Source organism: Pseudoduganella sp. RAF19 (assembly GCF_052114165.1).
In the GTDB taxonomy this organism is placed as follows: domain Bacteria; phylum Pseudomonadota; class Gammaproteobacteria; order Burkholderiales; family Burkholderiaceae_D; genus Rugamonas.
The window spans coordinates 205,035-225,731 of record NZ_JBFREF010000002.1 but is presented as its reverse complement, the minus strand read 5'-3'; the positions used below and the strand labels follow the sequence as shown (position 1 = coordinate 225,731).

At 62.9% G+C, this 20,697-nt stretch carries 14 protein-coding genes; 8 read left to right on the top strand and 6 right to left on the bottom strand.

Translation table 11 applies throughout. The annotated features are described in order from the left end of the window. Positions 1-13 precede the first annotated feature (13 nt). Positions 14-2,284 carry an OPT family oligopeptide transporter gene (locus tag AB4Z19_RS05695; RefSeq protein WP_442034600.1) on the bottom strand — a complete coding sequence of 757 codons (2,271 nt, stop codon included), beginning with the start codon at positions 2,282-2,284 and terminating at the stop codon, positions 14-16. Positions 2,285-2,376: 92 nt separating this feature from the next. Here AB4Z19_RS05695 and AB4Z19_RS05690 point away from each other — a divergent pair, with 92 nt between their 5' ends. Genes AB4Z19_RS05690 through AB4Z19_RS05680 form a run of 3 tightly spaced genes read left to right on the top strand, consistent with a single transcriptional unit; the run spans position 2,377 to position 6,603 of the window. Next, positions 2,377-4,743, top strand: coding sequence for a penicillin-binding protein 1A (locus tag AB4Z19_RS05690; protein WP_442034598.1), 2,367 nt, complete (start codon positions 2,377-2,379; stop codon positions 4,741-4,743). 19 nt (positions 4,744-4,762) lie between these two features. Beyond that, complete coding sequence (locus AB4Z19_RS05685; RefSeq protein ID WP_442025645.1) at positions 4,763-5,809, top strand: ABC transporter substrate-binding protein; 1,047 nt, start codon at positions 4,763-4,765, stop codon at positions 5,807-5,809. Then, positions 5,806-6,603 carry a PP2C family protein-serine/threonine phosphatase gene (locus tag AB4Z19_RS05680; RefSeq protein ID WP_442025644.1) on the top strand — a complete coding sequence of 266 codons (798 nt, stop codon included), beginning with the start codon at positions 5,806-5,808 and terminating at the stop codon, positions 6,601-6,603. Before AB4Z19_RS05685 ends, AB4Z19_RS05680 begins: the two co-directional genes overlap by 4 nt. Here the strand turns inward: AB4Z19_RS05680 and AB4Z19_RS05675 are convergent. Both AB4Z19_RS05675 and AB4Z19_RS05670 read right to left on the bottom strand, forming a co-directional pair. Further along, positions 6,600-8,348 carry a methyl-accepting chemotaxis protein gene (locus AB4Z19_RS05675; RefSeq protein WP_442025649.1) on the bottom strand — a complete coding sequence of 583 codons (1,749 nt, stop codon included), beginning with the start codon at positions 8,346-8,348 and terminating at the stop codon, positions 6,600-6,602. The genes AB4Z19_RS05680 and AB4Z19_RS05675 overlap by 4 nt on opposite strands. Before the next feature lie 150 nt (positions 8,349-8,498). After that, positions 8,499-9,176, bottom strand: coding sequence for a TetR/AcrR family transcriptional regulator (locus AB4Z19_RS05670; protein WP_442026076.1), 678 nt, complete (start codon positions 9,174-9,176; stop codon positions 8,499-8,501). Positions 9,177-9,396: 220 nt separating this feature from the next. Here AB4Z19_RS05670 and AB4Z19_RS05665 point away from each other — a divergent pair, with 220 nt between their 5' ends. The 5 genes from AB4Z19_RS05665 to AB4Z19_RS05645 all read left to right on the top strand — a co-directional run bounded on the left by AB4Z19_RS05665 (position 9,397) and on the right by AB4Z19_RS05645 (position 17,069). Continuing rightward, on the top strand, positions 9,397-10,305 hold the full coding sequence (locus AB4Z19_RS05665) for an esterase/lipase family protein (protein ID WP_442026075.1): 909 nt from the start codon (positions 9,397-9,399) through the stop codon (positions 10,303-10,305). Beyond that, the gene (locus AB4Z19_RS05660) at positions 10,302-11,246 is read left to right on the top strand and encodes a lipase secretion chaperone (RefSeq protein WP_442026074.1); all 945 of its coding nucleotides are present in this window, start codon (positions 10,302-10,304) and stop codon (positions 11,244-11,246) included. The genes AB4Z19_RS05665 and AB4Z19_RS05660 overlap by 4 nt, the downstream gene beginning before the upstream one ends. Positions 11,247-11,338: 92 nt before the next feature. After that, the gene (mfd, locus tag AB4Z19_RS05655; protein WP_442026073.1) at positions 11,339-14,773 is read left to right on the top strand and encodes a transcription-repair coupling factor; all 3,435 of its coding nucleotides are present in this window, start codon (positions 11,339-11,341) and stop codon (positions 14,771-14,773) included. Between the two features lie 20 nt (positions 14,774-14,793). After that, the gene (gene serB / locus AB4Z19_RS05650; protein WP_442026077.1) at positions 14,794-15,636 is read left to right on the top strand and encodes a phosphoserine phosphatase SerB; all 843 of its coding nucleotides are present in this window, start codon (positions 14,794-14,796) and stop codon (positions 15,634-15,636) included. An 80-nt stretch (positions 15,637-15,716) separates the two neighbouring features. Continuing rightward, positions 15,717-17,069 (top strand): DUF2252 domain-containing protein, encoded by a 1,353-nt coding sequence (locus AB4Z19_RS05645; protein ID WP_442034596.1) that lies wholly within the window; start codon positions 15,717-15,719, stop codon positions 17,067-17,069. Here the strand turns inward: AB4Z19_RS05645 and AB4Z19_RS05640 are convergent, their stop codons facing one another. The 3 genes from AB4Z19_RS05640 to AB4Z19_RS05630 form a co-directional block, all read right to left on the bottom strand. Continuing rightward, the gene (locus tag AB4Z19_RS05640; RefSeq protein ID WP_442034594.1) at positions 17,070-18,401 is read right to left on the bottom strand and encodes an MFS transporter; all 1,332 of its coding nucleotides are present in this window, start codon (positions 18,399-18,401) and stop codon (positions 17,070-17,072) included. 114 nt (positions 18,402-18,515) lie between these two features. Further along, positions 18,516-19,439 carry a hydroxymethylglutaryl-CoA lyase gene (locus AB4Z19_RS05635; protein WP_442029416.1) on the bottom strand — a complete coding sequence of 308 codons (924 nt, stop codon included), beginning with the start codon at positions 19,437-19,439 and terminating at the stop codon, positions 18,516-18,518. Further along, the gene (locus AB4Z19_RS05630) at positions 19,433-20,629 is read right to left on the bottom strand and encodes a CaiB/BaiF CoA transferase family protein (RefSeq protein WP_442029417.1); all 1,197 of its coding nucleotides are present in this window, start codon (positions 20,627-20,629) and stop codon (positions 19,433-19,435) included. Before AB4Z19_RS05630 ends, AB4Z19_RS05635 begins: the two co-directional genes overlap by 7 nt. Positions 20,630-20,697: the final 68 nt, after the last annotated feature.

Below are 20,697 nucleotides of genomic sequence, written 5' to 3'. Positions count from 1 at the left end.
CCCAATCTCCTTGTTAAGGTTGTTTTTTCTCCCGTGCCACCCACAGGAGCAATGCAATCAGCACAAAATACGGCAGCAGCGACAGCGCATTGGCCGCCTCGCCGCTGTAGAACGGATTGCTGTGCTCCGCCCAATTCGTCACCATCGTATCGAAGTCCGTCATCAAGCCGGCAGTGATTGCGATGACGATGCCTGCCAGCGCGCCGCCTGCGATATAGCCTGACGCCAGCAGCACGCCTGCACTGCGGTCGCCTGCGGCCTGCTTCTCATCTTCATTCAGATTTGCGTATTGCGGCAGCTTGCTGTTGCGCCGATCGACAAAGCCGCGTACCAGGCCGCCAATCGCGACGGGCAGCGTGGCCGACAGCGGCAGATACACGCCCACCGCAAACGACAGCGACTCGATGCCCGACATTTCCAGAATCACGGCAATCATCACGCCCAACATCACCAGCGTCCACGGCAGCTTGTTGTCGAGGATGCCCTTGATGATGTAGGACATCAGCACGGCCTTCGGCGCGTCGTACTTCTTCACTTCCGACCCATCCGGGCGCCTGGTGTGCGTGCCGTTGATGCCCGGATCGACCAGATAAACCGCCTTGCCGTCATCGGCCACATAGTATTTGCCGGCCGGCCCGCCCTTGTCGTCCTGCTTCTCCCACACCTTGTAAGTGCGGCTGTCGCTGGCGGCCTGCGGGCCTTGCAGTCTGGCGGTGGCGGTCAGGCGCGAAGCATCGGTCACCAGACCGGGCGCCACTTCGGCAGCAGGCACATACACCGTGCTGGAATTATTCAGTTGAAGCAGGATCGGGCCAAGCAGCAGCGCGGAGGCCAGCGAACCGGCCAGGATTGCATACTGTTGCAGGCGCGGCGTGGAGCCGACCAGGAAGCCGGTCTTCAGGTCCTGCGATGTCGTGCCCGCGTTGGCCGATGCGATACACACGATGGCGCCAACCGACAGCGCGGTCACATAATACTGGCCGCCGGTCCAGCCCAGAATCAGGAAGATCAGGCAGGTGAACAGCAGCGTGGCCACGGCCATGCCGGAGGTGGGATTGGAAGAGGAACCGATTTCGCCCGTCAGCTGGGAGGAAACCGTCGAGAACAGGAAACCGAACACCAGGATCAGCAGCGCGCCCAGCACATTCATATGCAGCGGCGTTGCGGCGGTGATGACGGCAATGATGGCCAGGCAGCCGATCACCACCCACTTCATCGGAATATCGCGTTCGGTGCGGCGCGTACTATCGGCCTTGCTGCCCTTGCCCACATTGGACAGGCCCGCAAACAGGCTGCGGATAATCATCGGCATGGCGCGCACCAGCGAAATCAGGCCGCCTGCCGCGACGGCGCCGGCGCCGATGTACAGAATATAAGCGCTGCGCACATCGTCCGGCCCCATTTGCGAAATCAGCATGGTGCCCGGCGACAGCACGGTGGTCAGCGGGTCGCCAAAGAACTTGATCATCGGGATCAGCAGCAGATACGACAGCACGCCACCACCGGCCATGGTCAGCGCAATGCGCGGGCCGATGATGTAGCCGACGCCCAGCAACTCCGGCGAGATTTCGCCGCCCACGGAGCCGCCCTTCAGCGGCGCGCCCAGCACGACTTCCGGCGTATCTTTCCACCATTTCAGCGACACATTCATCGCCTTGTAAATCAGACCGATGAAGAAACCGCTGAAGATGATGCGCGCCCGGCGCTTGGCGTCGCGGGCAGCTTCCGACTCTTCCTGCAGGCTTTCGCCGGCAGCGAGACGGGACGTATCGTTGGCCGCAGCCTTCAGCACTTCAGCGCAGGCCGTACCTTCGGGGAATTTGAGTTCGCGGTGCTGATCCACGATCATGGTGCGGCGCATCGGAATCATCATCAGGATGCCCAGCAGACCGCCCAGCACGCCCACCAGCATCACGCGCCAGATCTCCAGGTCGAAGCCCAGGATCAGGATGGCGGGCATGGTCACACCCAGGCCGAACGCAATCGATTCGCCGGCCGAACCGGCGGTTTGCGCAATACTGTTTTCGAGGATGCTGGAATCCTTGCCGCCCATCTTCTTGGTCAGGCCAAAGAAGGTAATCGCAATCACGGCCACCGGGATCGAGGCGCTGACCGTCAAGCCCACTTTCAGCACCAGGTAAAGCGAGGATGCGCCGAACACCATGCCAAGGATTGTGCCAAGCAGCAGAGAGCGGAAAGTCAGTTCGGGAAGCTGGGCTTCATCGGGGATATATGGCCGTACCTGGGGCTGGCCTTCGAATGGCATTCCTTGATCCTTTGGCATGTCTGCGTCCTGAAAGTACAGCCCGCACTATGGCATAAGCCGCTCCCCCTGCATAGTCTATAATTGCCCGACTTTGCAACCGAGAGACTGCCTTGACCGTTAATCGCCGATTCGTCATCCGTGCCCTGATTGCCGCAGGCGTAGCCGCCGTTCTAGGCGTTGCCGCCGTCATTGGCTACCTGCTGGTTGTGGTCTCCCCCAACCTGCCGTCGCTGGAAGCAGTAACCGACTATCGCCCGAAGATCCCCCTGCGCATTTACACGGCAGACAAAGTGCTGATTGGCGAATTCGGTGAAGAGCACCGCGACTTCGTGCCGATCAAGCAGATTCCGGACATGATGAAGAAGACCATCCTCGCCATCGAGGACACGCGCTTCTACGAACACGGCGGCATCGACTGGATTCGCGCCCTCGGCGCCGCGCGCGCCAATCTGGCCGGCGGCTTCCGCCAGGGCGCTTCCACCATCACCATGCAGGTGGCGCGCAATTTCTATCTGAGCCGCGAAAAAGTCGTGTCACGCAAGGCCACCGAAATCCTGCTGGCCTACCGCATCGAGGGCGCCCTGAGCAAGGACGAAATTCTTGAGCTGTACATGAACCAGATTTACCTGGGCCAGCGCAGCTTCGGCTTCTCGGCCGCGGCGCGCACCTATTTCGGTAAGTCGCTGAAGGACCTGTCCATCGCCGAAATCGCCATGCTGGCGGGCCTGCCGAAGAATCCGGCCCACCACAATCCGATCTCCAATCCCAAGCGCGCCAAAGCCCGCCAGCATGTCGTGCTGGGCCGCTTGCGTGAATTGAACTACATCAGCGAAGCCCAGTACCAGCAGGCATTGCACGAGCCGCTGCGCATCAACAGCCGCGGCCAGGAGTTCGAAGCCCACGCCGAATATGTTGCCGAACTGGCGCGCCTTGCCGTCGTTGCGCAGTACAAGGACGACGCTTACAGCAAGGGCATCAACGTCTACACCACGATTATCAGCGCCGACCAGGATGCCGCTTACGAATCCGTGCGCCGCAATGTGATTGCCTACGACCAGCGCCACGGCTATCGCGGCCCCGAGGCCTATATCGATCTGCCGGCCGATGAAGAAGCACGCGAGGATGCAATTGACGAAGCGCTGGGCAAGCGCACCTCCAGCGATGGCCTGATTCCAGCCATGGTGCTGGCAGCTTCGCCAACCGAAGTCAAAGTGGAAACCATCGACGGCGAACAGTTGGCCATAACCGGCGAGGGCCTGAAGCTGGCCGCACCGGCCTTGTCGGCCAACGCCAAGCCAACCTTCAAGCTGCGCCCTGGCGCCGTCATCCGCGTCATGCGCGGCGAGAAAAAGACCTGGGCCATCACGCAAGTGCCGAAAGTAGCCGCCGCCTTTGCCGCCATCGATGCTGAAACCGGTGCTTACCATGCCATGGTCGGCGGCTTCGATTACACGCTGCAGAAGTTCAATCACGTGACGCAGGCCTGGCGCCAGCCGGGCTCCTCCATCAAGCCTTTCATTTATTCGGCAGCGATCTCGAAGGGCTTCTCGCCAGCCACCCTGGTGCTGGACGAGCCTATCGAGCTGCCGGGCGGCGCCAACGGTGAGCCATGGCGTCCGCAGAACGACGACAATGTTTTTGACGGCCCGATTACCATGCGCCGTTCGCTGGCCGCGTCCAAGAACGTGCCTTCCGTGCGCATCCTGCGCGCGACCGGTCTGGATTATGCGCACGGCTACCTCGGCAAATTCGGCTTCGATCTGGCCAAGCATCCGAAGAATTACACCATGGCGCTGGGTACGGGCGCGGTCACGCCGGAGCAGATGGTCAGCGCTTATGCGGTATTCGCCAACGGCGGCTACAAGGTCCAGCCATACCTGATTTCGCGCATCACCGACAGCAAGGGCACCGTACTGTCCGAAACCAAACCACCAGCCGTCGCGCAGGACGGCAATCGCGTGCTGGACGAGCGCAACCTCTTCATCATGGACAGCATGCTGCATGAAGTCACGCGCACCGGCACCGGCGCGCAAGCCACGCAGCGCCTGGGCCGCAATGACATCGCAGGCAAAACCGGCACCACCAGCGACGCCATGGACGGCTGGTTCGCCGGCTATGGCGGCGGCATCGTCGGCGTCGCCTGGATGGGCTATGACGAGCCGAAATCGCTGGGCGGCCGCGAATTCGGCGCCACGCTCTCGCTGCCGATCTGGATCGACTACATGAAAGTCGCTCTCGCCAAGCGCGGGCCAATCGAACGTGCAGCGCCGGAAGGCGTGGTGCAGCAGGACGGCGACTGGATGCTGGAGGAATACACCAGCGATCCGACGGTGCGCGGCATCGACCTGGATCAGGCGCCGGCGCCGGAGGGCGAAGCGGCGCCGGGCGAAGAGACGCCCGCAGTACCTGGTACGCCTGCCGCGCCGGCCAACCCGCCAGCGACGCCGCCCGCGCAGCCTGCGACGCCCGCACAGTAAGCGGTGTAGAATCGCTGGCATGACTCAGACGAGACGGCCCTCGCATGGCGGCACGCGGCGCACATTCCTGCGCGGCGCGGCCATGCTCACGGCCGCCTCACCATTGGCGCCACTGGCCGCACTGGCGCACGACAGCAAGCCGCATGTGCCGCGCATCTACATGATTCTGGCCTACGGCGAAACGCCCGCCGAACAAGGCTTCCGCGACTACTTCGCCCAGCACAAACTGAAAGTCGAATTCATCGAGCGCAATGTGGACCTGGATATCAGCCGCGTCCCTGCCCTGATCGCCGAAGCCCGCGCATTAGGCGCAGACTTGATCTACACCTGGGGCACATCGGTAACGCTGGCCGTGGCAGGCAAGGAAGGCGCCGTTGACCCGGATGCGCACGAGACCGACATCCCCGTCGTGTTCACCATGGTATCGACGCCGCAAGCCGCTGGCGTGGTGCGCTCGCTGCAGTCCTCGCATCGCAATATCACGGGGACTTGCCATGTGGTGCCGGTGAGCCAGCAGATGAAGGCCATCCGCGCCTGGCGGCGTTTTGCCCGCATCGCGACCATTTACAACCCGAACGAATTGAATTCCCAGGCCACCGTGCGCGAGCTGCGCGCCGAGGCGGCGCAATGCGGCTGCGAGATCATCGCCAAGCCTGTGCCACTGGATGCCAATGGACAACCGCAAGTCGACGCCTTGCCTGGCATGGTGAACGATCTGGCGCGGCAAGGCGTGCAGCTGCTGTATATCGGCCCCGATAACTTCCTGGCCACCCACCGCAAGCTGCTGACGCAAGTGGCGCTCGACGCCCATCTGCCCACCTTCGCGGCCACCGAAATCAATCTGCGCGATGGCAAAGCCTTGTTCGGGCTGGTGAGCGGCAATCGCGAAATCGGCAAACTGACCGCGCATAAGACCGCGCAAATCCTCTTCCACGGCCGCAGCCCGAGCGAGATTCCGATCGAAACTATCGGCAGCTTCAACGTCCTGGTGAACATGGACGTCGCGGCACGTCTCGGTATGCCGCCACCGAAGCAGCTGCTGCAGCATGCGGAGCTGATCCGATGATTCCGCTTTCGCCACCGCGTCCGCACACACTGGCGATGGGCGCCGCCTGCGGGCTCACCGATACCGGGACCGTCCGCCCATCCAATCAGGACAATCTGCTGATCGATACGAGACTGGGACTGGTGGCGGTGGCCGACGGCATGGGCGGCCACGCCGGCGGCGCGCTGGCCAGCACGGAAGCCTTGCTGCTGCTGGCACGCGAGCTGGCCAATGTGCATGATCATCCTGTCGATCCCGACACCACCTGGACGGGTGCCAGTCCACGCGCAGTGCAGGCGGCGCGCGATGCGGTGCTGCACGTGAACGCCACGCTGTACGGCATGAACGCAGCGGCCGGACTGGCGGATGGCATCGGCATGGGAACCACCTTGAGCGCGCTATGGCAGCCCGAGCCAGGCGCGCCTGCCATCGCACTGCATGTCGGCGACAGCCGCATCTACCGCTGGCGCGATGGCCTGCTCGAACAACTGACGCACGATCACACGCTTTACCAGCAGGCGCTGGAACAAGGCCTGCCGGAACCTCTCCCGCCACGCAATCTGCTGCTGCAGGCGCTGGGGCCAAGTCCCGACATCGAACCGGATGTCTTTGCGATGCCGCTGCAGCCGGGAGATCTTTATCTGCTGTGCAGCGACGGGCTGTATGGCGAAGCACAGGCGGGCGCCATCGAAGCGATTCTTGCGCACACCACGCTGGACGGCCTGGAAGCCGCCTGCGCAGCGCTGACCGAAATGGCCAAGCAGGACGGTAGCCGTGACAACATCACTGCCCTGCTGCTGGCCTGTCCTGCTTAAAACTCTTCCCAGTCATCCGCCGCTTCGCGCGCAGCGGCGACTTTCGCCGGCGCGGGACGCTTCAATTCCGGACGTTTGAGCGGTGCGGCGGCCGCCAGCGCGACAGGACGCTTCGCCACAGCCGCAGCACGCGGCTTGGCGGCAGGCGCCGTCAACAGACTGGGATCGAGTTTGAATACGCTGACCACAGCGGCCAGCGACTGCGCCTGTTCCTGCAATGAGGCCGATGCGGCAGCCGCTTCTTCCACCAGCGCCGCATTCTGCTGGGTGACCCTGTCCATCTGGCCGATGGCATCGTTGATCTGGTCGATACCAACGCTCTGCTCCTGCGTCGCCAGGCTGATTTCCTGGATGATGTCCGTCACGCGCTGCACGCTGGTGACAATTTCGCCCATCGTGCTGCCCGCTTCCGCCACCAGCTTGCTGCCGGCGCCCACTTTCTCGACCGAGTCGCCAATCAGCTGCTTGATTTCTTTCGCTGCCGCGGCGGAACGCTGGGCCAGATTGCGCACTTCCGATGCCACCACCGCGAAGCCGCGGCCCTGTTCACCGGCACGCGCTGCTTCCACCGCCGCATTCAGGGCGAGGATATTGGTCTGGAAGGCGATGCCGTCGATCACGCCGATGATGTCGACGATCTTGCAGGACGACTCATTGATCGAATCCATGGTTTGCACCACGCGTGCCACCACGTCGCCGCCCTTCTCCGCCACGCCCGATGCCGTGCGCGCCAGCTGGTTGGCTTGCTGTGCGTTGTCAGAGTTCTGGCGCACCGTGGATGTCAGTTCTTCCATCGAGGAGGCGGTTTCCTCCAGCGAGGATGCCTGTTCTTCCGTACGTGAAGACAGATCCAGGTTGCCGCTCGCGATCTCGCTGGACGCGCAGGCGATCGTGTCGGTGCCGCTGCGCACCTGCGCGACCACCTTGATCAGGCTACCGTTCATGTCTTTCAGCGCTTGCAACAGCTGGCCGGTTTCTTCGCTGGTGTCAACGGTGATGGTGCTGGTCAGATCGCCCGCAGCCACAGTCTGCGCGACCTGCACTGCCGATTCGATGGGACGCGTGATCGCCAGCGCGATATACCATGCGCAGCCAATCGCCACGGCGAGCGCGATGATGGCGGTCCAGATCATGGCCGCTTCCGCCGTGCCGACAGCCGCCAGGCCATCCTTCACGCTGCCCTTGGCCACGTTGTCATTCAGCTCGGTGATCTTGTCCAGAGAGGTTTCGGCCTTGGCGAACAGCGGCCCCGCTTCGTCGAACTGGGCGTAGAACTGCTTGAACAGCTCTTTCTGTTTTTCTTCGTCCTTGTTGGACGCAAGCGCCGCGATGGTAGCGCCCAGTTTAGCGTCGACGGCCTTCCACGCTTCCCACTCGCCCACGAACTGCTTCCACATGGCCGCTTCTTCATCCGTTTGCGGCAGCGGCTCATAGCGCTTCCAGCCGCCGTTGGCGTTGGCCCAGGCCTTATCGCGCAGCTTGATCACTTCGGCGAACTTCGCCTGCGATGTGTAGTCGTTTTCCCAGATGGCCGTGCGCAGCGTCGCGAGCGCCACCGCGGTCTGGCCCTCGTTCAATTCCAGCAGCCCCTGAATCGACGGCAGGCGAACGACCCCGATTTCGTTCACCGATCCGCCCACTTTTGCAATACCCCGATACCCTGCTGCGCCCAGCACCACCAGCGCGATCATCATGATGCCAACCAGGACCGCCAGCTTCCACTTGATCAACAGATTCTTGAACATGCCCAGCCCTTTCCATTACAGAAATTAAAGTTGTTATATTTCGAGAGAATCTGCTCTTCGTACGACGACTATCGGTCGAAAATTCCCGAGCGTCAACGAGATTTGGGAGGACTGTGGCGTACGCCTGACGCAGGCGTAACAACATTGAAATCAGGACAAGCCGTTGCGCAGCACCGCCACCACGCTGGCGGCGAAATCGTCCACATCGACCTTGGCGGCGCGATACTTCCAGCGCTTTACATACCAGTCCTGGAAGGCGGCCAGGCAGTGCGCCGCCAGCAGATCGGGATTGCACTGGCGCGGCGGCTCCACCTTGCGGATGGTGTCTGCAATCACAGCCTGAACGTGGAGCTCGGCTTCCTTGGCAGTGGCGCGCTGTTCGGGCTTGAGCACGCGCGAATCCATGTAGACGAAGTAGAACCAGGGCTGCAGCAACTCGGAAAGATAAATCCAGCCGCGCACCATGGCTTCCAGGCGTTCGCGCGGATTCTCGATATCCGCGTACCACTCCGGCACGGCCGAGCTGCAATGGCGCACCACGTCTTCAATCATTTCCGCCAGCTGGTCCTTGCTGTCGATATAGCCATACAAGCCGCCCATGGACAGCCCGGTTTCACGGCACAAGTCGCGCAAGGTCATGGCGCGGAAGCCCACCTCATTGGCGAGGCGGAAGGTGGCGGCGAAGATGCGTTCGAGATTTTCCAGCGCGGGCTTGGGGCGCTTGACGGTGATGCGCCCGGCATTGCGCGTGAGAAGCCAGGACCAGATGCTGTCGCCGTCGAGCGGCGTGCTGGCCTGGAATTGCTTGAAGTCGAAACTGCCCGGCAACGCTGGCTCCGTTTGTTGAGTGCTGAAAGATTATAGCTCATTAAAACAACGTTAAATTTCCGACCAGAACAGAACGCCGGAATTTTTGCGAAATGCCCTTTCTTCCTTAAAATACGGTGCTAAATTTTGAAAACCGAGCAGCTGCTCGCTTTTCTAACCGGCGCAGATCGGACGGGGCAATGCCCGGCCCTTGAACGTAGTTCCTTCACACGGAGACAAAATGAAGAAACGCATCCTGACGTGCCTGTCCGCACTGCTGCTCGCCTGCCTGGCCCTGCCGTCCTGGGCCACCGGCTATACCCAGACCCGCTATCCCATCGTGCTCGTGCACGGACTGTTCGGCTTCGACAATATCGGCCCGGTCGATTACTTCTACGGCATTGCACCGGCCCTGCGCAGCGGCGGCGCAACCGTGTACGTGACCACCGTGTCCGCCGCTAACAGCACCGAGGTGCGCGGCGAACAATTGCTCTTGCAAGTCAAACAGATCCTGGTTGCCACGGGCGCGTCCAAGGTCAACCTGATCGGCCACAGTCACGGCGGCCCGACAGCACGCTATGTGGCGTCGGTGCGGCCGGACCTGGTGGCGTCCGTCACCAGCGTGGGCGGCGTGAACAAGGGTTCCAAGGTGGCGGACGTGCTGATCGGCGCGGCACCGGATGTGGCTTACGACGTGGCGAACGGACTGGCCAGCCTGATCAGCCTTCTGTCCGGCAGCTCGACGTACCCGCAAAGCTCGCGCGCGGCGGCGGTGTCGCTGAGCACGGCAGGCACCGCGGCCTTCAACGCGGCCCATCCTGAAGGCGTGCCGACGTCCGCGTGCGGCGAAGGCGCGTATCAGGTGCATGGCGTGTATTACTTCTCCTGGAGCGGCGCCCAGCCTTACACCAATGTGTTCGACGCTGCCGATCCTTTCCTGGCGCTGACGGGCCTGGCGTTTGGCGGCGCGAAGAACGACGGCCTGGTCGCCAGCTGCTCCAGCCATCTGGGCCGCGTGATCCGCGACGATTACGCCCTCAACCACCTGGATGAGGTGAACCAGCTGATCGGTATCACGAATCTGTTCGAGACTGATCCTGTCACGCTGTACCGCCAACAGGCCAACCGCTTGCAGGGCCTGGGCCTGTGAAACTGCTGCGCTATCTCGCTTTAGCCCTTGCGGCTGTGGCGCCCGCCATCTGGGTGCTGTGGCCGCAGGGCCAGGCGCCGCTGCCTGCCGCCAGCGCGCAATCTGCGCCGGCTGCGGGGGGCAATGCCGCCGCTGGCGATGTCACCTCCACCGCATTCGCCCCCTCAATGGCCGGAACACGGCCGGACGGCGACATCCGCAGCGACGCCGGCCATCTGGTCATCAATGAAGAGCTGACGCATCTCTTTGATTACTACCTGTCGTCGCTGGGCGAGCAGGATTTGCCGGCCATCCGCGCCGGCATCGAGCGCGATCTGCGCCAGCGCCTGACGCCGATCGCCGCAGCCGAGGCCATCGCCCTGCTCGACCGCTACCTCGCCTACAAGCACGCGCTGGCGGACCTGGAGGGCAAGCTGAAGCCGTCGCCGGACCAGGCCAAGGCTGCGCGCGCCCGGCTGGAAGCCATGCAAAGGCTACGCAGGGATTATTTCAGCGCCGCCGAGCTGGCAGGTCTGTTTGGCGCCTCCGATGCGCGCGACCGTGACGCCATCGCGCGGCTGGAAATCACCCAGGACAAGCAACTGAGCGACGCCCAGCGCCGCGCGCAGCTGTCGGCGCTGGACGGCAAACTGTCGGCAGCCGAAAAGGCCGAGCGCGATGCGCCGGTCAAGATCCTGAGCCTGGAAGCGGCCGTGCAGCAAGCCCGCAGCCAGGGCGCCGATGATAACGAAGTCTATCGCCTGCGCGCCGCCGCGCTATCGCCGGAAGCAGCCGCCCGGCTGGCCGACGTGGACCGCGAGGAAGCCGACTGGCAGCGCCGCATTGCCGCCTACCGCGCCGACCGCGCCCGCCTGCAGGGCGCCAACGAAGTCACCATGCAGCAGCTGCGCGATTCCCAGTTCACAGTCCAGGAGCAGAAACGCCTGACTGCCTACGAATGAGGCAGCGCCGCCGGCCGGGCGCGGCTGGCGGCGTCCCCTAAGGGCTTGCACTATAATGTGGGGCCAGACATCCACAGCGCCCACGTTTCTGCATGTCCTTTGACTTAAAAAAAGCAATACCCAAACCCGGCAACCGCTTTGTCCTGCCCAATCTGTTCGGCTCCGCGGATGCCTATGCACTCGCGCAAACAGCCCTTGAACTGAAGTCGCGCGGCCAGATGCTGGCCGTGATCGTGGCCCAGGCCAGCGATGGTCAGCGCCTGCTGGAAGAGATTCCATGGTTCGCTGAAGGCAAGCTGCGTTGCCACTTGCTGCCGGACTGGGAAACCCTGCCTTACGACGCCTTCTCCCCGCACCAGGACCTGGTGTCCGAACGTCTGGCCACCCTGCATGAGATCCAGACCGGCCAGTGCGATGTGGTGCTGGTTCCGGCCACCACCGCGCTGGTGCGCATGGCGCCGCCGTCTTTCCTGGCCGCCTATACCTTCTTCTTCAAGCAGGGCGAATCGCTGGATGAAGCGAAGCTGAAGTCGCAGCTTACCCTGGCCGGCTACACCCACGTGACGCAGGTGATGTCGCCAGGCGAATACTCGGTGCGCGGTGGACTGATCGACCTGTTCCCGATGGGTTCCGCCCTGCCTTATCGCCTCGACCTGTTCGGCGACACGGTGGAAACCATCCGCACCTTCGATGCGGACACCCAGCGTTCACTGTATCCGGTGAAGGAAGTGCGCCTGCTGCCCGGCCGCGAATTCCCGATGGACGAAGCCGCGCGCACCACCTTCCGCAGCCGCTGGCGCGAAACGTTTGAAGGCGATCCGTCACGCTCCGTGGTCTACAAAGACATCAGCAGCGGCATCGCTTCCGCCGGTATCGAATACTACCTGCCACTGTTCTTCCAAGAGACGGCGACCATCTTCGACTACCTGCCGGCAGGTGCGGCGCTGGCCATGATTGGCGACATCGATGCGTCCATCAAGCGCTTCTGGGCCGATACCGAATCGCGCTACAAATTCCTGAAGGCCGACCGCGAGCGCCCGATTCTGCCGCCGGACCAGATCTTCCTCGGCGACGAGCAGTTCTTCATCCAGGCCAAGCCGCATGCACGCATCGCGATCAGCCGCGATATGTCCGCGCCGGCATCGGAGCTGAGCGCGCCGATTCCAAACATCGCCGTCAACCGGCACCTGGACGATCCGCTGACCAATCTGCGTTCCTACCTGATGCAGACCAAGCGCCGCGTCATGATCTGCGCCGAAACCAACGGCCGCCGCGAAACGCTGCAGCAGTATTTCGCCGAATTCGACCTGGCGCCGCCGCCGGTGGAAGGCTATGAGGGCTTCCTCGCATCCGACGCCAAGTTCGTGCTGGGCGTGGCGCCGCTGCATGCAGGCTTTGAGCTGGAAGATGGACTGACGTTCATCACCGAAACCGAACTGTATGCCGGCACCGGCCGCCGCGTCGGCAAGAAGAAGCAGGAGGCTGTGACCCAGGTCGAGTCCATGGTGCGCGACCTGTCCGAACTGAAGATCGGCGACCCGGTGGTGCACATCAACCATGGCATCGGCCGCTACATGGGCCTGACCAGCATGGACCTGGGCGAAGGCGAGACGGAGTTCCTGCATCTGGAATACGCCAAGGACACCAAGCTGTATGTGCCCGTCTCCCAGTTGCACGTGATTTCGCGCTACTCCGGCGGTTCGCCGGAAGATGCGCCGCTGCACACCCTGGGCTCCGGCCAGTGGGAAAAGGCCAAACGCAAAGCCGCCGAGCAGGTGCGCGACACCGCCGCCGAGCTGCTGAACCTTTACGCCCGCCGCGCTGCGCGCCAGGGCCACGCTTTCGAATATTCGTCGCAGGACTACGAGCGCTTCGCCGAGAGTTTCGGCTTCGACGAAACGCCGGACCAGGCAGCCGCCATCCTGAACGTGATGAAGGATATGACGTCCGGCAAACCGATGGACCGCCTGGTGTGCGGCGACGTGGGCTTCGGCAAAACGGAAGTCGCGCTGCGCGCCGCCTTCATTGCCGTCATGGGCGGCAAGCAGGTCGCGATTCTCGCGCCGACCACCCTGCTGGCCGAGCAGCATGCGCAGACCTTCGCCGACCGCTTTGCGGACTGGCCGGTGCGCATTGCCGAGATGTCCCGTTTCCGCACCGGCAAAGAGATCGCCAACGCCATCAAAGGCATGCAGGACGGTACCGTGGACATCGTGATCGGCACGCACAAGCTGCTGTCCGACGACGTGAAATTCACAAGACTGGGCCTGGTCATCATCGACGAGGAACACCGTTTCGGCGTGCGCCAGAAGGAAGCGCTGAAGTCCCTGCGCGCCGAGGTGGACGTGCTGACGCTGACCGCGACGCCGATCCCGCGTACGCTGGGTATGGCGCTGGAAGGCTTGCGCGACTTCTCCGTCATTGCCACCGCGCCGCAAAAGCGCCTGGCCATCAAGACCTTCGTGCGTAACGAAAACGGCTCCATCATCCGCGAAGCCGTGCTGCGTGAGCTGAAGCGCGGCGGCCAGGTCTACTTCCTGCACAATGAAGTCGAAACCATCCAGAACCGTCTGGCCGCGCTGACCGAACTGCTGCCGGAAGCCCGCATCGCCGTGGCGCACGGCCAGATGCACGAGCGCGATCTGGAAAAAGTGATGCGCGATTTCGTGGCCCAGCGCTACAACATCCTGCTGTGCACCACGATTATCGAAACCGGCATCGACGTGCCGACCGCGAACACCATCATCATGCACCGTGCCGACAAGTTCGGCCTGGCCCAGCTGCACCAGCTGCGCGGCCGCGTCGGCCGGTCGCACCACCAGGCATACGCTTATCTGCTGGTCAACGATGTGCAGGGCCTGAGCAAACAGGCGCAGCGCCGTCTGGACGCGATTCAGCAAATGGAAGAACTGGGTTCCGGCTTCTATCTCGCCATGCACGACCTGGAAATCCGTGGCGCCGGCGAAGTGCTGGGCGAGAACCAGTCCGGCGAAATGCTGGAAGTGGGCTTCCAGCTGTACACCGACATGCTAAACGAAGCCGTGCGCGCGCTGAAGGCGGGCAAGGAGCCCGATCTGGCGGCGCCGCTGGCAACGACCACCGAAATCAATCTGCACGTCCCAGCCCTGCTACCCGCGGATTTCTGCGGCGACGTGCACGAGCGCCTGTCCATTTACAAGCGCCTGGCCAACTGCGAAGCGCAGGACGCCATCGACAATCTGCAGGAAGAACTGATCGACCGCTTCGGCAAACTGCCGGAGCAGGCCAAGGCGCTGGTGGAGACCCACCGCCTGCGCATCGCGGCCAAGACCGTCGGCATCATCAAGATCGACGCACATAGTGAAGCAGCCAACCTGCAATTCATGCCCAAGCCGCCCATCGATCCGATGCGCATCATTCACCTGATCCAGAATCAGCGCCACATCAAACTGGCAGGACAGGATAAACTGAAGATAACCGCGAACATGCCCGACCTGACGGCACGCGTGAATCAGATTAAGACCGCAATCAAACAATTGACCGCCTGATGAAGAAAGACGATATCACGATGAATCTGGTGCTGCAGGGCACCGGCGACTGCGATGCACGGCTGGAGCGCATTGCCGCCCTGACCGCACCCAAGTCCGTTCACCGCGTTTCGGAACATGCCGTACGCTGCGAAGGCATCAGCTATTCCCCGGCACTGCGCCAGACCATCGAGGTCGCCGCGCACGCCGCCCAGCTGGATGCCACTTATATGATGGGCCGCCGCCACCTGAGCGATTTCCGCCTGGTGGCAATGGACATGGACTCCACCCTGATTACCATCGAGTGCATCGATGAAATCGCGGACATGCAGGGTCTCAAGCCGCAAGTATCCGAAATCACCGAAGCTGCCATGCGCGGCGAGCTGGATTTCGCTGAAAGCCTGCGCCGCCGCGTGGCGCTGCTGGAAGGCCTGGACGCCTCCGCGCTGCAACGCGTGTACGACGAGCGCCTGCGCCTGTCGCCGGGTGCGGAGCGCATGCTGCAAGCCGTGCAGGCCGCTGGCCTGCAAACCCTGCTGGTTTCCGGTGGCTTCACTTATTTCACCGACCACCTGAAACAGAAGCTGGGTCTGAACTTCACCCGCGCCAATGAGCTGGAAATCAGCGACGGCAAGCTGACCGGCCGCGTGCTTGGCGAAATCGTGGATGCGGAAGCCAAGAAGAAGACCGTGGAACATGTGTGCGCCGCGCTCGGCATCACGCCGGACCAGGCCATCGTCATGGGCGATGGCGCCAACGACCTGAAGATGATGAGCATTGCCGGCCTCTCCGTCGCCTTCCGCGCCAAGCCGGTGGTACGCGAGCAGGCCAGCGTGGCGCTGAACTTCGTCGGCCTCGATGGCATCCTGAATCTGTTGGATTAACGACACTGGCAGTCACAGGGCGGTCATCTTCCTTTCCTATACTCGCGGCCATTTGAAACGGCCGTGAGGAAATAAGGACAATGAAGAAAATCGCCCTGCTGATTGCCAGCGCCATGCTCTCCCTTTCTGCAAACGCAGCATCTTCGCGCTCATCCTGGGTCGTGAGCCAGGTGTACAACTACAACCACCAGTTCGCCGCCACCGGCAGCGCGGACCTGGCGACCAAGATGTCCACCATGGCGAACAGTCCCTTCCTGTTCTACCGTGGCACGGCCCACATCTTCTACCAGGACATGGCCACCCTGCCTGCTTCGCTCTACACCAGCGTGCAGACCGGCTACACGTGGCTGGGCGGCGACACCCACCTCGGCAACTTCGGCTCCGTGCGCGACAGCGGCGGTGCGCAAGTCTTTGCCGCCGGCGATTTCGACGAAGGCTATCTGGGCCAGTTCGTGTGGGACCTGCGCCGCATGGCGGTCAGCATGATCCTGGCAGGCCGCGAGAACGGTATCTCCGATGCGGACATCACCACCGCCATCAACACCGTGGCGGGTGCCTACCTGGACAAGATGGACGCCTTCAAAGGCACCAGCGATGAACTGACCTTCCAGCTCAAATCCGGCAACACCAGCGGCGTGGTGCAGGACACCATCAATGCCGGCGCCGCCGATTCGCGCAGCAGCCTGCTGTCCAAATACACCCAGCTGAATGGCGCGGCGCGCGTGTTTCAGACCACCGCGCAGCTGCAGGTGGTTCCTGCCGCGACTTACAATGCGCTGGTGGCGTCGATGGGCGACTACGTGAACTCGATCGCTTCGTCCAAGCGCTATGCGTCCGGCTACTACGCCGTGAAAGATATCCGCCAGAAGCTGGGCTCCGGCGTCGGCAGTCTGGGCAAACTGCGCTACTACCTGCTGCTGGAAGGCCCGTCGTCTTCGACTTCGGACGACGTGATCGTGGAAATGAAACAGTCCGTGCCGAGCGCCGTGACCGCTGCCGCCAACGGCCGCCTGCCCGCGTCCACTTACGCCTACAACGAAGGCAACCGCGTTGCCCGCACACTGAAGGCACAGCTGATCAACGCTGACGTGCTGGCCGGCTACACCCGCGCCAACAATATGGACTTCTTCCTGCACGAGAAGTCGCCATGGCAGCAGGACTTCGATACTACCGCCCTGACCAGCGGCGGCAAGCTGAATACCGCCGCCACGTACATCGGCCAGGCGCTGGCATCGGCCCACGCCATCGCAGACCAGGACTACGACGCCACCGTCGTCAGCTACAGCATCGACAAGCAGGTGACCGATGCCGTGACCAGCAAGAGCAGCTTCAAGTCCGAACTGGTGTCCTTCGCCTTCGACTATGCCACCCAGGTCAGCCTGGACTGGCAATCCTTCGTCGCGGCGAAGAACGCCGGCAGCCCGCTGTACTGATCACTCCTTCTGCCGCAGGCGCTGCGGCAGACCATACAGCACGATCAGTGCACAGAGCAGCGCCAGGCCGCCAATGACGTACATGGCGGGCGTGGTGCTGCCGGTGACATCCTTGATACGTCCCACCATCACCGGGCTGACGATGCCGCCCAGCTGGCCCAGCGTGTTGATCAAGGCGATGCCGCCTGCCGCGCCGGCGCCCGTTACCAGCTTTGGCGGCAGCGCCCAGAAGGCGGGAATCGATGCAACCACGCCAGCGCCCAGCACGGCCAGCGCCAGCTCCAGCATGTGCTTCTGTGTATCGAACAGCCCCGCGCTGAAGAAGCCCAAGGCCGCCAGAATCAGCAGACCAGCCACGAATTTATGACGCTGCCCGCTCGCATCGGACATGCGCCCCACTACCACCATGCTGATGGCGCCGCAGACATAAGGGATCGCGGTCAGCAAGCCAATGACGGTCGGATTCTGCGTGCCGGCGCTGCGGATCAGGTGTGGCGCCCAGAAATTCAGACCGTACGATGCGATCTGGATCAGGAAGTACACGAGGCCCAGCGTGAGGAAGCCCGGCGTGCGGATCGCCGCCCACAGCGAGTGGCCCGCGCCATGTGGCGCCGTCTGCGTGATGCTGTTGCGTAGCACGGCTTGTTCAGCTGTGCTGAGCCACTTGGCGTCTTCAATGCGGTCTTTCAACTGGCTCAGCACCACCAGGCCAAGCAGCACGCACGGCGCACCGCCCAGCATGAACAGCCAGTGCCAGCCGCGGATGCCCACGACGCCATCCATGTGGCTCAGAATCAGGCCGGAGAATGGTGCGCCAAACAGGCCGGCGAAGGCCGATGCCAGGAACAGCATGGAGGTGACACGGCCACGGAAGCTGGTGGGGAACCAAAGCGTCAGGTAATACAGCACGCCCGGCGCAAAGCCCGCTTCCATCGCGCCGATCAGGAAGCGCAGGCCGTAGAACTGCCACTCGCTGTTCACGAAGACCATCGCGGCGGTGGCGATCCCCCACGAAATCATGATGCGCGCGATCCAGCGCCGCGCGCCAACCTTGTACAGCAGCATATTGCTCGGCACTTCAAACAGCACATAGCCGACCACGAACAGGCTGGCGCCCAGGCCATAAGCTGTGTCGCTCAAGCCAAGATCGCCTTGCAGCTGGAATTTGGCAAAGCTGATGTTGATGCGGTCGAAGAAGGCGAACAGATAGCAGATCATAATCAGCGGCATGATCCGCCATGCCGCCTTGCGCACAACGGCGGCTTCGGTCACCGCGCCGCTGCTTAGCGTCTGATCGGCCGCTGCGGCGGCCAGTATGCTTTTCGTGGACATAAAAGGTCTCCTTTGCCGGCGCTTTCAAGGGCCGGTCATTAGTTTAAGTGTGTCGGTCATTCTTGGCGGGTCAAACGACCCGCCCTACGTTGGCGGATCATTGACCCGCCGAATTCAAGCCGCGATGGGCAGCAGATCCGGTGGCGTTGGATGCAGGTCGCTATTGCGTCCCGCCTTGACGACCTGTCCCGGCAAGTCGTGCCCCAGCAACGGCGGCAAGGTGCGCGACAGCGCGATCAGCGCAGGCAGATCGATCCCCGTCGGGATACCCATCTCCTCGCACATATTCACCAGGTCCTCGGTACAGATATTCCCCGAAGCGCCCGGCGCGAAAGGACAGCCGCCAAGGCCGCCCAGCGAAGCATCGAAGCGGCGCGCGCCCGTGTCATAAGCCGCCAGCACATTGGCCAGGCCCAGGCCGCGCGTGTTATGGAAGTGCAGCGTCAGCTCGGATGCCCGCACGCGCTCGCGCACCCGGCGCACGATGCGCGCGACCTGACGCGGATTCGCCATGCCCGTGGTGTCGGCCAGCGTGATGCCCTGCATGCCCAACTCCAGATACTGGTCGACGATACGCAGCACCAGGTCTTCATCGACCTTGCCCTCGAAGGGACAGCCGAACGCCGTGGCAACCGTACCGTTCAGCGAGGCCGCGCTGCCGGTTGCGGCAACGATGTCGCGGAAGCCAGCCAGCGACTGTTCGCGCGTCATGCGCATATTGGCGCGGTTGTGCGTCTGGCTCGCGGACATCACCAGATTCAGCTCGTTGGCGCCCGCCTCCAGCGCGCGCTGCGCACCCTTCAGGTTCGGGATCAGTGCCACATAGATCACACCGGGGCGGCGCTGGATGCGGCGGAATACTTCATCGCCATCGCGCAGCGCTGGAATGGCTTTCGGTGACACGAACGATCCGGCCTCGATGCGCGTGAAGCCCGCCGCAGACAGCGCATCGATCAGCGCCACCTTGGTTTCGGTCGGCACGAACACCGGCTCGATCTGCAGCCCGTCGCGCGGTGCGACTTCCTGAACGATCAGCATTGCACCACTCCCTGTTCGCGCAGACGCGCAATATCGCCTGCCGTCATGCCCAGATCCGCCAGCACGGACGCGGTATGCTCACCCAGTTGCGGCCCCTGCCAGCGCACTTCGCCCGGGGTGTCCGACAGCTTCGGCACGATGCCCGGCATTTTCACGTGCACGCCATCCGGCAGCGTGGAATCCAGGATCATGTCGCGCGCCTGGTAATGCGGATCGGCGACGATGTCCTTCACCGAATAGATGCGGCCGGCCGGCACTTCGGCGCGCTCCAGCGTTGTTAGCACGTCTTCGATGCTGTGTGCCGAAGTCCAGCCGGCGATGGCCGCATCGATCAGGCCCACCTGTGCGGCACGGCCATCGTTCTGGGCGAATTGCGGATCTTCGGCCAGATCGGCGCGGCCAATGGCGTGCATCAGGCGCTTGTAAATCGGGTTGCTGTTACCCGCGATGACGACATAGGAACCGTCGCGCGTCGGATAGGTATTCGAGGGGGCGATCCCGGGCAATGCACCGCCGCTGCGTTCACGCACATGGCCCAGCAGATCATATTCGGGAATCAGGCTTTCCATCAGATTGAACACGCTTTCGACCAGCGACACATCGACCACCTGGCCATTACCCTGCCCCGTCTTCACGCGCAGCACGGACATCAGCGCGCCCATCACGGCATGCAGCGAGGCCAGCGAATCGCCCAGGCTCACGCCAACGCGCGCCGGCACACGGCCTTCTTCGCCCGTTGTGTGACGAATGCCGCCCATCGCCTCGCCAATCGCGCCAAAGCCCGGACGGTCTTTGTACGGGCCGGTCTGGCCGTAACCCGAAATGCGCACCATGGTCAGCTTCGGGTTCAGCGCATGCAGCGTATCCCAGCCCAGGCCCAGCTTTTCCAGCGCGCCCGGCTTCATGTTCTCGATCAGCACATCGGCGCCTTCAGCAAGCCGCTTGACGATGGCGATGCCTTCCGGCGACTTCAGATTGATCGAAATGGATTTCTTATTGCGCGACTGCAGATACCACCACAGCGAGGTGCCCTTGTGCAGCTTGCGCCATTTACGGATTGGGTCGCCCTCGCCGGGCGCTTCGATCTTGATGACTTCCGCGCCGAATTCGGCCATCAGGCGGGCGGCGAAAGGTGCGGCGATCAGGGTTCCGATTTCGATAACCTTGATGCCGGTGAGCGGTCCACTCATTGCGTGTCTCCTTCTGTTAGTGTTAGCAGGATAGACAACGCTCTGCGTTTCCGTCCAGACGCAAAAAA